Source organism: Pseudarthrobacter sp. MM222, from assembly GCF_947090775.1.
GTDB lineage: Bacteria > Actinomycetota > Actinomycetes > Actinomycetales > Micrococcaceae > Arthrobacter.
In genome coordinates this window covers 4,025,419-4,038,713 of record NZ_OX352321.1, presented here as the reverse complement: position 1 = coordinate 4,038,713, position 13,295 = coordinate 4,025,419, and the positions used below count along the sequence as shown (strand labels likewise).

Below are 13,295 nucleotides of genomic sequence, written 5' to 3'. Positions count from 1 at the left end.
GTCCAAATGCCACCCCCGCGTCCTCCGCCGCCGTCGCAAGTTCTGAATCTCCGACCTCCGGGCCGCTGGGGCCTTCCTCGGAACCGACTGACGGCGCCGCTGGGACAGCGGAACCTACCGACACCGCAGCCCCGCCAGCAGAAGCCCAGGCACCGGGGCCGCAGGCGGCACCCATTCCAACCTTTGCACCCGTCGAGCAGCAGTACCTCGCGTCGCGGGTGCCGGAGGGCACTGACCCCAACGCCGTCCTGCAGGTCGGCCAGGAGCGCTGTGCCGAACTCGAAGCTGTGAAGGCAGTGGACCAGAAGGCCGTGGTGTCCCAGCTGATCGAAAAGCGGGATGCCGACGTCGCCGACGTCATCACCGGTCTCTGCCCCGGACTTCAGCCGGAGCTCGATGCGGCCGGCCGAGGCTTCACCGACGGCGACTACACCATCGGCGACGCCGCCCCCAAGGAGGGTGCGGGTTCCATCTCCTCCGGCTCCTATGAGGCGTGGAACCCGTCACCGACCTGTCTGCTCACCGCTTTCGATGCCGCTGGCGGAACCCTTGCCGAATCCAACGGCACTTCCACTGTGACCATCCCGGCCGGCACCGCTCGCGTGGTGTCCGACGGATGCTACACCTGGCTCGCGGCATGAAGCCGCCGCGGCCCGTCCTCCCTTCAGCGACTTCCGCCCGCGAAAGGACACGCCATGGACGTCCGTGAACAATTGCTTATTCTGCGTCGAAGCTGGCGCCTGATCACCACCCTGACCCTGCTGGGGACGATCTTCGCCGGCGTCGCTTCGCTGCTCACCCCGACGTCCTACACCGCGTCGACAAGCCTCTTCGTGTCGACGCAGAACTCGGAGACGTCCGCAGAGCTGCAGCAGGGCAGCGTCTTCGCGCTCGCCCGGGTCCAGTCGTATGTCGACGTCACGTCGAAACCGACAGTTCTGCAGCCGGTCATCGACAAACTCGGCCTCGACATGACACCTGAGGCACTGGCGTCCAAGATCAAGACCTCTACCGCGCGCAACACCGTCATTATCGAGATCGAAGCACGCGACAGGTCTGCCCAGCGGAGCGCGGACATCGCGAACGCCGTCGCGGCGAGCCTTATTACCGCGGTTGCCGACCTGGAGCGGCCGACCAACGGGACGCCGACGCCGGTGCGGCTCAGCCCGGTGGACCACGCGTCCACGCCGACCGAGGCGTCCAGCCCCAATGTGAAGCTGGATCTCGCGTTGGGCCTGCTCTACGGACTCGCAGCAGGAGTCGCAGCGGCGGTCCTGCGGCATGTGCTGGACCGCAACATCAGGACCGAATCTGATCTGCGCAAAACGACCGAGCTGCCGCTTCTGGCCGGAATCACCGAACAGGGGGGCGGCCGGCTGCTCGGCGCGGCTCCCTCAGTGTTGGACGGAACGGGGGCGGAAGCCTTCCGAAAGCTGCGCACCAACCTGCAGTTCGCCGGCGTGAACCGGCCGATGCGCTCGATCGTCGTGACCTCGGCTTCGGCCGGGGAGGGCAAGAGCACCGTGGCGCTCAATCTGGCGCTGACTGTCGCCAAGGGCGGCCGCAAGGTCATCCTGGTGGACGCGGATCTCCGCCTGCCTTCCGTCGCAACCGCCACCGGCATTGAGGGCGAAATTGGGCTCACCACGGTGCTGGTCGGGACGTCGAGCCTCGAGGAAAGCATCCAGTACTGGGCTCACGATGGCCTGGCACTGCTCGCCTCGGGACCGCTGCCGCCCAATCCGAGCGAACTCCTCGGCTCGGCAGCCATGAGCAATCTCATCGAGGAGCTGCAGACGAAGTTCGACCTGATCATCGTCGATTCGCCGCCGATCCTCCCGGTCGCGGACGCCAGTGTCCTGACCCGAAGCACAGACAGTGTGCTGCTGGTGGTCGGCACGAAGAAGGTCAGCCAGCACAGCCTCTCAAAGGCGATCGACCAGCTCAACTTTGTGGACGCCAACATCCTGGGCGTGGTTCAGAACAGGATTCCCCGGCGGGGACCCGACGCCAACACGGCCTACATTGCCGGATATGGCGCCACCCACCCGGAGAACCATTCCCCCACGCCGCCCAAGCACGACGACGACGGGTCCTTCCGGCCCGCCCACGTCCGCCGGGGCAAGTTCGTGAGTGTGGAAATGTGAAGGATCCCGGGCGACCGGACGAGAAGGAGGCCGCTGGGGCCAGGGGCGCATAACTCTTCGATAAAGGCCCGCCGCATGACCGTGCGCGGCGGGCCGCACTGTCTATCCTGAAGGGGTTAGCTGCAGTTCGGGGGAAGCGGGCTACGCCGTCCGCTGTCCGCCGAGCAAGGATTTCCGTGGCATCCGCAGAGTACGACGTCCTCATCAAGAGCGACGCAATGAGTGTCTACAACTTCCTCGCTGACGCCCGGAATCTGCCGCGCTGGCGGGTCGGAATCCGCAGCGTCGAACTGCAGTCCGGTGCTGAGGGGGCCAAGGGTGCCGTATACCGGCAGCTTCTCACCGGCCCGGGGGGACGCACGGTGGCCGGGGACTTCGAGATCATCGAAGCGCGCCCGGGGGCTGAGATTCAGTATCGGGTCATCGTCGGCCAAACCCGGCCACGAGGTGGCTACTACCTGAGCACCGAAGGCCAGCGCACGCGGGTCCGCTTTGCACTGGAGTGCGAACCGAAAGGGATCCTGGACCGGTTGAGGAACCCGTTCCGGCGGGCGATGAAAGCGGAAGTTTGCCAGCTGGAACGTCTCAAAGCAGTGCTGGAAGATATGCCGCACCAAGAATAGACGTTCCGGACGCGCTCTCCCGGCGACCTGTTTCGGCGGGCGTCGCAGCGGCATCGCCGGGCGTCATACAGGCCGCCGGCGACCCGGCCGGCACGGGATACGGTATTTTTGATCTGTGCTGATCTCAGACCGCGACATTCGTGCCGAAGTAGACTCCCAGCGGATAGTGCTGGAGCCGTTCGACCCTGCCATGGTTCAGCCATCGTCGGTGGACGTCCGGATCGATAGGTTTTTCCGGCTTTTCGACAATCACAAGTACGCCCACATCGATCCGGCGGAGGACCAGCCCGAGCTGACTCGTCTCGTGGAGGTGGAGTCCGGAGAACCGTTCATCCTTCATCCGGGGGAGTTCGTCCTCGGTTCCACCTACGAGACCGTGACACTGCCGGACGACATCGCCGCCCGGCTGGAGGGCAAGTCCTCGCTGGGCCGGTTGGGATTGCTCACGCACTCCACGGCGGGCTTCATCGATCCCGGATTCTCGGGCCACGTAACGCTGGAGCTGTCCAACATGGCCACGCTGCCCATCAAACTGTGGCCGGGCATGAAGATCGGCCAGCTGTGCTTCTTCCGGCTCAGCTCGGCCGCCGAGTTCCCCTACGGTTCCGGCGAATACGGCAATCGTTACCAGGGGCAGCGGGGCCCCACGGCGAGTCGCAGCCACCTGAATTTCCACCGCACGGAGATTTGACCCCGCACGTTTGCTCGGAACGCTGAGCCTGGCGGCTGCTAGATTCCGCCGGCCGTGCGTACAGCCGGCGGATTGGCCGGCCGGCGCAGCATCGCAACTACGGGTTCCACGAACTTGGCTGCGAGCGGGCCGGTGATGGCCATGATCAGCACGTAGGCAGTGGCGAGGGCCGCGAGCTCTGCGGGGACCACTCCGGAGGCGACGGCCAGGCCCGCGATGACTATCGAGAACTCGCCACGCGCGATCAGGGCGGCGCCCGCGCGGAAGCGGCCCGGCACGCCAATCCCGGCCCGCCTGGCGGCCCAGATTCCGGTGAGCATCTTGGTGGCCGCCGTCACGAGGGCCAGCAGAAGGGCCCAGCCCAGGACGGGCGGGATGGTCGAGGGATCCGTGTTGAGGCCGAACACCACGAAGAAAATGGCCGCGAAGAGGTCCCTCAGGGGCTCCAGGATGCGCGTCGCACTGTGCGCCGTGGCGCCGGAAATGGCGATCCCCAGCATAAAGGCGCCCACGGCCGCGGACACCTGCATGGCGGCGGCAAGCCCGGCCACTAGCAGGGCCGCGCCGAGCAGGTTGAGCAGGAAGACCTCGGAGTTTTCGCTGTGCACCGCCTTGGACACATGATGCCCGCCCCGCAGGGCCACGACCAGGACCACCGTGACCACCGCAAGCGAGATCGCCACCGTCTGCAGCCCGGTCACAAAGCTGACTCCCGCCAGCGTGGCCGTGAGGACCGGGAGGTAGATGGCCATGGCGAGATCCTCGAACACCAGGATGGAGAGCACCGCCGGCGTTTCGCGGTTTCCGATCCGGCCCAGGTCCGTGATCACCTTGGCGGCAATTCCCGAGGAGGAGATGTACGTGACTCCGCCCATCACCATTGCCCCCACCGCGCCCCAGCCGAGCAGAATCGCCAGTCCGGCGCCCGGCAGGAAGTTCAGGACCAGGTCCACGATGCCCGCCTGCCACGACCGGCGAAGACCCGTAACGAGCTCCGCTGCCGTATATTCCAAGCCAAGCATTAGCAGGAGCAGGATGACGCCGATCTCACTCGAGAGATGCGCGAACTCGTGCATGCCCTCAAGCTTGACGAGTCCGCCGGCCCCGAAAAATAGCCCGCCCACAAGGTACAGCGGGATGGGTGACATACCGATCCGCCCGGCCAGCCTAGCCAGCAGGCCGAGGCAGAACACGACGGCCCCCAGCTCGATCAGGGTCAGTGCGAGCGGATCCATGCCGCTTATCCGTTGCGCAGGATGCTGGCCGCTGTGTCCAGTCCTTCTTGCGTTCCCACCGCAACGAGCAGATCACCGGGATGGAGAACGACGTCGGGCCCCGGGGAGGGGACGACCTCGCCTTCGCGCATGATGGCCACGATCGACACGCCGCTGCGGGTCCGGATACAGGCCTTCCCCATCGGCTGGTTGACGAACGGTGAGTCGGCGGCGATGGAGAACTGACGCGTGACGATTCCCGGGATCTCCCGGTGCTCCTCGAAAAGCTGCATGGCAAGGCGCTGCCCGCCCAGGAGGTTGCCCAACGCAGCGGCTTCTTCGGCCGTCAGCGGGATGGACGCCTGGCAGGTGTCTGGGTCGTCCCACGTGGAGACGATCAATTCTGTCTGCCCCTCGCGGTACTCCACGACGCCGATGCGGCGTCCCGAGGCGGTCATGAAGTCCTTGCGCCGGCCGAGGCCGGGGAGGTCTGTCTCATCCACGTTCATGCTCCCAGCCTAGTGCGCGGCAGCAGGTTTATGGCAGCTTCAGGCGGCGGGGACCACGGCGATTTCTGACTTGCCCGGCGCCTTGCCCGGCGCCTTGACCGGCAGCAGCACCAGCAGCCCAGCCAGCAGCACCAAGATGATGCCGAGGATGCCCCAGCGCTGCGCTTCTCCGGGTGCCACGAGGGGGGCGGCGACGGTAATGCACAGGGTAAACAGGGCGGGGGCGAGGAAGCTGACGGCACGGCCGGTGGTGGCGTAGAGGCCGAACAGTTCCCCGGACTTGCCGTGCGGCGCGAGCCGCGCGAGGTAGGCCCGGGAGGCGGACTGAGCCGGTCCCACGAACAGGCACAGGAACAGCCCGAATATCCAGAAGGTGGTTGTGCCCGCCCAGTCCATGCCGAAGAAGACATGGTTTCCGCCGCCGAGGATGAGGATCACTGAACCCGCGACCAGGAGACCGGTCAGGGACCCGACGATGACGGCCTTCGGGCCCACCTTGTCGTCGAGGAAACCACCGATTATGGCGCCCGCGGCAGCTACGACGTTGCCGAAGATCGCAAAGACGATGACCTCCTTCAGCTCGAACCCGAAGGTGCCGGCGGCAATGATCCCGCCAAAGGTGAAAACTGCAGCCAGCCCGTCACGGAAGACCGCGCTCGCCAGCAGGAAGTAGATGGTGTGCGGGCTGGTTCTGTAGATCGCTTTGATGCGCCGGACCAGCAGGCCATAGGATGCCAGAAAGCCCGGGCCGGCGCCCTGCTTGGTGCTGGGCAGCTCCGGCACCGCGAAGAGCACAGGGATCGCGAAGATCGCCAGCCACAGGGCCGAGAACACTGCTACGAGGCGGATGTTCAAACCGTCCTCGGTGGATGCCCCGAACCATTCGAAGCTGGGCTGGACGAACAGCTGCAGCACGATCAGCAGGGCCACGATTCCGCCGAGGTACCCCATGCCCCAACCGAAGCCGCTGACCTTGCCAATATTCTTCGGGGTGGAGATCTGGGCCAGCATGGCGTTGTAGTTCAATCCGGCGAACTCAAAGAACACGTTCCCGAGCGCAATGAGTGTCACGCCGAGCAGGAGGAACTCCGGCCGCGGCAAAACGAAGAAGCACAGTCCGGTCAGGAGCGCGACGGCGGCCGTGTTGACCCCCAGCCACAGCTTGCGCCGGCCGCCAGCGTCCGAGCGCTGACCGGTGACCGGTGCCAGCAGTGCGATGGCGGCACCGGCGATGGCCAGTGCGCCGCCGAGGACGGCCGACGCATGGTCCTCCCCGCCGAAGGCGCTCGAGGTTAAGTAGACGGTGAAGACGAAGGTGGTCATGACGGCGTTGAAGGCTGCCGATCCCCAGTCCCAGGCCGCCCAGGCGAGGACCCGTCCCCTGGAAACCCCGTTTCCGGACTCCACTTCCGAGGCAGGTTGAATGGCCTCGGGGGCAGCAGCGGAGTTCATAGCCGAAATAGTATCCGCACCGGGAAAAGAATTTGTCCCCGCTTGGTAAACTGGCCGCACCGAACCCAACGAATACCCGCCTGCTCCAACTTTTGACCATCGAATGCCTGACGTTGCGGAGTTACCAGTGATCACAGTCCTTGCCGTGCACTTTGCGGTGGCTGCCGTGGCGCCGTTTCTCTTCCGGAAGTTCGGCCGCAACTCGTTCTACGCCCTCGCCGCGGTGCCGGCGGGATCGTTCATCTGGCTGGTCCTGCAGTACGGCGCGGTCTATCCGGACGCTGGTGCGGACCCTGCGCACGCCGGAACGGCAGAGGTGCTGCCGTGGATACCCGGGCTGCAGCTGGAGCTCGCCTTCCGCATGGACGCCCTGGCCTGGGTGATGTCCCTGCTGATCCTGGGTGTCGGCGCCCTGGTGCTCGTCTACTGCGCCCGGTATTTCAAGACCACGGATGACTACCTTGGCGGCTTCGGCGCGCAGCTGCTGGCCTTCGCGGGGGCGATGTTCGGGCTCGTCACCGCGGACGACCTACTCCTGATGTTCATCTTCTGGGAACTGACCACGGTCCTGTCGTATCTGCTGATCGGCTATGCACGGACCCGGCTGTCGGCCCGCCGCTCGGCTTTGCAGGCCCTGATCGTGACCACCGCGGGCGGGCTGGCGATGCTCGTGGGCCTGATCATGCTGGGCTTCAGCGCCGGGACTTACCGGATCTCGGACATCCTGGAGCAGGCTCCGGACCTGGTAACGGGACCCGCCGGAGCCACGGTGGGCGCCGCCGTCGTTCTCATTCTGATCGGTGCCATCACCAAGTCGGCGCTCGTCCCCTTCCATTTCTGGCTTCCCGGCGCCATGGCAGCCCCGACGCCGGTCAGTGCCTACCTGCACGCCGCCGCCATGGTGAAGGCCGGTATCTACCTCGTGGCACGGCTTGCCCCGGGGTTCGCCGAAACGGCGTTCTGGCTGCCGCTGGTGCTGGGCCTTGGCCTGGCCACCATGCTGGTCGGCGGGTACCGCGCGCTGCGCCAGACGGACATCAAGCTCATCCTCGCCTACGGCACCGTCAGCCAGCTCGGCTTCCTGACCATGGTGGTGGGGCTGGGCAAACCGGACGCAGCCCTCGCCGGCCTGGCGCTGCTGCTGGCGCACGGGCTCTTCAAGGCGACACTCTTCCTGGTGGTGGGCATCATCGACCACCAGGCCGGAACCCGCGATATCCGGAAGCTCTCCGGAGTCTTTGGGTCCGCCCGGGCGCTGGCCATCGTGGCCGCGATCGGCGCCGCGTCCATGGCGGGCATTCCGCCGCTCGCCGGGTTTGTGGCGAAGGAGTCCGTTTTCGAGGCGTTCGTCCACTACGGCACCGATCCCGCCACGGGGCCGTGGGGTCCGGCGCTCCTGGCGGGGCTCGTACTCGGCTCCATTCTGACGTTCGCCTACAGCGCCCGCTTTATGTGGGGAGCCTTCGCGGTGAAGCCCGGTGTCGAGGCCACCCCATTCAAACCGATCAAGCCGGCATTCCTCGCCGCCCCTGCCGTCCTGAGCCTGCTGACCATTGTTTACGGCTTATGGCCGGACCCCGTGGACGGCTGGATCCAGCCCTACGCCGCCCTCTTCGCCGACGGAACAGCGGCCGACGGCGGAGCCGCAGCGGCCGCCGCGGGCCATCTGGCACTGTGGCACGGCTTCACGCCGGCGCTCGGTCTGACCGCCGTCACCTTCCTCCTCGGCCTGGCCATGTTCTACGCCCGCAATGCAGTGGCCCGGCTTCAGAGCCTGGTCCCGGGCTGGATCGACGGGGACCGCAGCTACCAGCTGGTCATCGGGGCGCTCGACGACGCCGCCGTCTGGGTCACCGGCCGGACCCAGCGTGGATCCTTGTTCTTCTACCTCTCCGTCATCCTGACCGTGGCGTTCGTCCTCCCGCTCACGGCGCTGGTCGCGGCGCGGAAGCCCCTGCCGGAGGACCTGTACTTTCTTGATCCGAACTCCCCGCTGCAGCTGGTTGTCGGTGCCGGGACCGTGATCGGCGCATTCGCCGCGGTGCGCGCCAATAAGCGCTTCCTCGCCGTGCTGATGGTCTCCGTCACGGGCTACGGCATCGCCCTGATGTTCGCATTGCAGGGCGCGCCGGACCTGGCCCTGACCCAGATGCTGGTCGAAACCATCATCCTGGTGGCGTTTGTCCTGGCCATGCGGAGCCTGCCCGCCGAGCTGCGGGACCGGACCGGCGGCAAGTACCGCGTGGTCCGGGTCATCATCGGCGTCGCGTTCGGCATCACGATGGTTTACGCCGCGATCTACGCCCTGGGGGCCCGCGTGGCCAGCCCGGTCTCGCTCGAGTTCCCGAGACTGGCCTACGAAGGCGGCGGCGGGCTGAACATCGTCAACGTCACGCTGGTGGACATCCGCGCGTGGGACACCTTCGGGGAGATCTCCGTGCTCGCCCTGGCGGCCACCGGAGTTGCCAGCCTCATCTTCGTCCGCGGGCGCGGGGACGGCATCCGGGCGTCCTCCACTGTCGCCGAAGGAACCGTAGGCCGCCTCCGCGGGGCGCGCGGCAACACCCGGGACGACGCCGCCCTTGCCATGAGCCGCCGCTTTGCGGCCTCCAGCCGCGACGCCTGGCTCGTGGCGGGCCGGACCCTGGCGCCTGAGCGGCGCTCGATCATCTTCGAAGTGGTCACCCGGTTGGTCTTCCACACCATGATCGTGTTCTCGGTCTACCTGCTCCTGGCCGGCCACAACCTCCCCGGCGGAGGCTTCGCCGGCGGACTCACCGCCGGGCTGGCCCTCACCATGCGCTACCTCGCCGGCGGCCGCTTTGAGCTCCGCGAGGCCACGCCGGTCAGCGCCGGCGCCCTGCTCGGCATCGGCCTCGCCACGGCCGCTGCCTCCGGCGTCGCACCCCTGCTGCTCGGCGGACAGGTGTTCCAGAGCGCCATCATCGAACTCTGGCTGCCGGTCTTCGGCGACATCAAATTCGTCACCTCGACCCTCTTCGATATCGGCGTCTACATCGTCGTCGTCGGGCTGGTGCTGGACGTGCTGCGCAGCCTCGGCGCGGAAATCGACGAACACTTCGAAGAACATCCGGGAGCGCCGCCCGAAGACCAGGAGACGGGCCAGGTCCCCGCCGAAGACCAGGAGACCGACCAGGTCCCCGCCGAAGCCACCGGCTCCACCGCCAGGAGGCAGGCATGAGCGTCAACCTGACCCTGCTGACTGTCATGGGCGCCCTGTACGCCTGCGGCATCTACCTGATCCTGGAGCGCAGCCTCACCCGGGTGCTCCTCGGTCTGATGCTGCTGGCGAACGCCACCAACCTCCTGATCCTCGCCACCGGCGGCTACGCCGGGCTCGCTCCGCTGTTCAACAAGGACACCAACCCCGAGGACTACAACGACCCGCTGCCGCAAGCGCTGATCCTGACCTCGATCGTGATCTCCTTCGCGGTTACCGCGTTCATGCTCGGCATCATCTACCGCACCTGGGTGCTGGCCCGCCAGGACGAGATCCAGGACGACGCCGAAGACCGCCGCGTCGCCGAGACCCCCAGCTTCGACGCTGAGGATGACGCCGTGATCCCGGTGGAGACCTCGGAATTTCCGCTCACCATGATCGGCTCGGACGGTGAAGGGATCACCGACACCCCCGCCGCAAGGACCGCCGCCACCGTCAAGGTGGCCGACCGCACGCTCAACGCCGAAAGCGTCGCCGCGGAAGAACAGCCGGGCTCGCCCAGGGTGACCGCACCAGGACTGGAAGGAGGCGGACAGTGAACCTCGCCAGTTTCGCCCCGCTCGCCGTCGTACTTCCCATCCTCGGCGCCGCGCTGACCTTCCTGCTGATCCGGCACTCCCGGGCCCAGCGCGCGGTCAGCATCGCGCTGCTCTCCCTGACATTGCTGCTGGAATGCCTGCTGCTCGCCTCCGTCTGGCAGGGCGGCACCGCCGCCGTCAATATCGGGGGCTGGCTGCCGCCCTGGGGCATCGTGATGGTGGTGGACCAGTTCTCCTCGCTGATGCTGGTGGTCTCCTCCACGGTGAGTCTCGCGGTGCTGGTCTACGCCACCGGGCAAGGTATGGCCGACGGGGACCGGGACGCGCCCGTCTCGATCTTCCACCCCACCTACCTGATCCTGGTGGCCGGGGTGTCCAACGCCTTCCTGTCCGGGGACCTGTTCAACCTCTACGTGGGCTTTGAGATCCTCCTGACCGCCAGCTACGTGCTCATGACCCTGGGCGGGACCGGGCCGCGGATCCGGGCGGGGGTGACCTACGTGGTGGTCTCGGTGGTCTCCTCCGTGCTCTTCCTGATCGCGATCGCGATGGTCTACGGCGCCACCGGAACCATCAACATGGCAGACCTCGCCATCAAGCTCGCCGACCTTGACCCGGGCACGCGGAACCTGCTGCACGTCATGCTGCTCGTCGCCTTCGGCATCAAGGCCGCCGTCTTCCCGCTGTCCTTCTGGCTCCCCGACTCCTATCCGACGGCGCCGGCCCCCGTCACCGCGGTGTTCGCGGGGCTGCTGACCAAGGTGGGCGTCTACGCGATGGTCCGCACCGAAACCCTGCTCTTCCCCGGGGACACGCTCAATACGCCGCTGATGGTCGCGGCCTTACTGACCATGGTGGTCGGAATTTTGGGTGCCCTCGCCCAGAGCGACATCAAGCGACTTCTGTCCTTCACCCTGGTCAGCCACATTGGCTACATGGTCTTCGGGCTCGCGATGTCCTCCGTGGCCGGCCTGGCGGCGGCCGTCTTCTACGTGGCCCACCACATCACCATCCAGACGAGCCTGTTCCTGGTTACGGGCCTGATCGAACGCCGGGGCGGAAGTTCCTCCATGGACCGCGTCGCGGGCCTGGCCAAGCTCTCCCCGGTGCTGGCCGTGCTGTTCTTCATTCCGGCTATGAATCTGGCGGGGATTCCCCCGTTCTCCGGCTTCCTCGGCAAGCTCGGGCTGCTGCAGGCCGGTGTCCAGCTGGGTACCCCGCTGGCCTACGCCCTGGTGATCGGGGGAGTGCTGACCAGCTTGCTGACACTGCTGGCGATCGCAAGGGTTTGGAACCGTGCCTTCTGGCGGAAGCCCGAGGACGCCGAATATCCCGACCCGGTACTGCTGGCCTCCCCCGAGGACTCGGCCACCGGCGACCGGGGCGGCAAGACCAACGTCACCCTGCTGCCGCGGACCATGGTGGGCTCCACCCTGGGGCTGGTGGTCTTCGGCGTGGCGCTGACCGTGTTCGCCGGTCCGCTGTTCCGGGTGGCGGACCAGTCCGCCGAGGAGATGCTGGACCGCACCGGCTACATCCACGCGGTCCTCGGCGGGGACGCCCCGGTTCCGCCCCTGGCCCAACCCGCGCCGCAGCCCGACCAGGCGCAACCGGCTTTGCAAGGCGGCCAGAAATGAGCCGGAAACGGATTTCCCTGCGCCAGGAGCTTCCGCTGCTGGTCTGGCTGGTGATCGTCTGGGGTGCCCTCTGGCAGGATTTCAGTCCCGGCAACCTGCTGTTCGGCGCCCTCATCGCAATCGTGGTGGCCAGGCTGTTTTATCTGCCGCCGGTGGAGCTGGGCGGGCGCTTCAACGTACTGCGCGCCGTTCCCTTTGCCCTGACCTTCCTGGCCAAGGTCGTGGCGGCGAGCTTCCAGGTGCTGTACCTGGCGGTGGCCAAGGGGCCGAAGGTGATCAGCGCCGTCGTCGCTGTCCCGCTGCGGAGCCATTCGGACCTGCTGGTGACCGCGACCGGGCACGTGCTCTCACTGATTCCGGGTTCGCTGGTGGTTGAGGTGGACAGGTCCACCTCAACGCTCTACGTCCACGGCGTCAACGTCCGCAACCCCGAGGACGCCGCCCGGCTGCGCAAGGAGGTCCGGGACACCGAGGCCGGGCTGATCCGGATCATGGGCACCAGGGATGAACTGTCCGCACTGAAGCAGGAGGTGGGCGCATGATGCAGCTCGTCCTGACCGTGACCGCCGTCGTGCTGTCCTTGGCCGCCGCCGGTGCGATCATCCGGATCGCGAGGGGCCCGTCGCTGCTGGACCGGGTGCTGGCCGCCGACGTGCTGCTGGCCATCGTGGGCGCGGCGCTGTGCATCGACATGGCGGTGAACCGGCACCTCAACAACCTCATGCTGCTCGTTGCAGTATCCATCATCGGGTTCATCGGTTCGGTCACCGTTGCCCGGTTCGTCGCCGACCGGCGGGAGCAAGCCCGTGAATCCTGAAGCATTCTCCGGCGACGCCGTGATCGACGCCGTCTCGGCGGTGTTCATGGTGGTGGGCGCCCTGATGTCGCTCGGCGCGGCCATCGGCCTGCTGCGGTTCCCCGACCTCATGAGCAGGATGCATGCGGCGACGAAGCCGCAGGTACTGGGGCTGTTCCTGCTGCTTTGCGCGGTGGGGCTTCAGATGCGCACCTGGTGGGTCTGGCCCGTCCTGGTGGTCGCCTGGATCTTCCAGCTGCTCACCGTTCCGGTGTCCGCGCACATGGTGGGGCGGGCCGGGTACCGCACCAAGCACCTCCACCGGGAGCTGCTCAGCGCAGATGAGCTTGAGGCCGTGGTGCAGCAGGCGGCGGGCGCGAGCGGATTTTCGGACGACAGCGACGACGAGGCGAGCCGCCGCCGGTAACGGGCTCCGGCAGCGGCGC

At 67.0% G+C, this 13,295-nt stretch carries 13 protein-coding genes; 10 read left to right on the top strand and 3 right to left on the bottom strand.

All coding sequences use genetic code 11. The annotated features are described in order from the left end of the window. The first annotated feature begins 218 nt into the window (after positions 1–218). From OM977_RS18520 to dcd, 4 genes are all read left to right on the top strand, one after another. The gene (locus OM977_RS18520; protein ID WP_264355339.1) at positions 219–641 is read left to right on the top strand and encodes a hypothetical protein; all 423 of its coding nucleotides are present in this window, start codon (positions 219–221) and stop codon (positions 639–641) included. 54 nt (positions 642–695) lie between these two features. Continuing rightward, complete coding sequence (locus OM977_RS18515; RefSeq protein ID WP_264355338.1) at positions 696–2,147, top strand: polysaccharide biosynthesis tyrosine autokinase; 1,452 nt, start codon at positions 696–698, stop codon at positions 2,145–2,147. A 176-nt stretch (positions 2,148–2,323) separates the two neighbouring features. Continuing rightward, a complete protein-coding gene (locus OM977_RS18510; protein ID WP_264355337.1) occupies positions 2,324–2,770 on the top strand; it encodes an SRPBCC family protein in 447 nt (148 codons plus the stop codon). Positions 2,771–2,885: 115 nt separating this feature from the next. Beyond that, positions 2,886–3,461 (top strand): dCTP deaminase, encoded by a 576-nt coding sequence (gene dcd, locus OM977_RS18505; protein ID WP_264355336.1) that lies wholly within the window; start codon positions 2,886–2,888, stop codon positions 3,459–3,461. A gap of 38 nt (positions 3,462–3,499) precedes the next feature. Here dcd and OM977_RS18500 read toward each other — a convergent pair whose 3' ends face one another. Genes OM977_RS18500 through OM977_RS18490 form a run of 3 tightly spaced genes read right to left on the bottom strand, consistent with a single transcriptional unit; the run spans position 3,500 to position 6,636 of the window. Further along, on the bottom strand, positions 3,500–4,696 hold the full coding sequence (locus OM977_RS18500; RefSeq protein ID WP_264355335.1) for a cation:proton antiporter: 1,197 nt from the start codon (positions 4,694–4,696) through the stop codon (positions 3,500–3,502). A 5-nt stretch (positions 4,697–4,701) separates the two neighbouring features. Further along, positions 4,702–5,184: a cation:proton antiporter regulatory subunit gene (locus OM977_RS18495; protein WP_264355334.1), complete on the bottom strand. Its 483-nt coding sequence runs from the start codon at positions 5,182–5,184 to the stop codon at positions 4,702–4,704. A 39-nt stretch (positions 5,185–5,223) separates the two neighbouring features. Further along, complete coding sequence (locus OM977_RS18490; RefSeq protein WP_264355333.1) at positions 5,224–6,636, bottom strand: MFS transporter; 1,413 nt, start codon at positions 6,634–6,636, stop codon at positions 5,224–5,226. A 127-nt stretch (positions 6,637–6,763) separates the two neighbouring features. Here OM977_RS18490 and OM977_RS18485 point away from each other — a divergent pair, with 127 nt between their 5' ends. Genes OM977_RS18485 through mnhG form a run of 6 tightly spaced genes read left to right on the top strand, consistent with a single transcriptional unit; the run spans position 6,764 to position 13,276 of the window. Next, complete coding sequence (locus OM977_RS18485; RefSeq protein WP_264355332.1) at positions 6,764–9,838, top strand: Na+/H+ antiporter subunit A; 3,075 nt, start codon at positions 6,764–6,766, stop codon at positions 9,836–9,838. Next, positions 9,835–10,416 carry a Na(+)/H(+) antiporter subunit C gene (locus tag OM977_RS18480; protein WP_264355331.1) on the top strand — a complete coding sequence of 194 codons (582 nt, stop codon included), beginning with the start codon at positions 9,835–9,837 and terminating at the stop codon, positions 10,414–10,416. Before OM977_RS18485 ends, OM977_RS18480 begins: the two co-directional genes overlap by 4 nt. Continuing rightward, a complete protein-coding gene (locus OM977_RS18475) occupies positions 10,413–12,053 on the top strand; it encodes a Na+/H+ antiporter subunit D (RefSeq protein WP_264355330.1) in 1,641 nt (546 codons plus the stop codon). Before OM977_RS18480 ends, OM977_RS18475 begins: the two co-directional genes overlap by 4 nt. Continuing rightward, positions 12,050–12,595, top strand: a complete 546-nt coding sequence (locus OM977_RS18470) for a Na+/H+ antiporter subunit E (protein WP_264355329.1) — start codon at positions 12,050–12,052, stop codon at positions 12,593–12,595. Before OM977_RS18475 ends, OM977_RS18470 begins: the two co-directional genes overlap by 4 nt. Next, positions 12,592–12,870: a monovalent cation/H+ antiporter complex subunit F gene (locus OM977_RS18465; protein ID WP_264355328.1), complete on the top strand. Its 279-nt coding sequence runs from the start codon at positions 12,592–12,594 to the stop codon at positions 12,868–12,870. The genes OM977_RS18470 and OM977_RS18465 overlap by 4 nt, the downstream gene beginning before the upstream one ends. Then, positions 12,860–13,276, top strand: a complete 417-nt coding sequence (mnhG, locus tag OM977_RS18460) for a monovalent cation/H(+) antiporter subunit G (RefSeq protein ID WP_264355327.1) — start codon at positions 12,860–12,862, stop codon at positions 13,274–13,276. Before OM977_RS18465 ends, mnhG begins: the two co-directional genes overlap by 11 nt. The last annotated feature ends 19 nt before the right edge of the window (positions 13,277–13,295 follow it).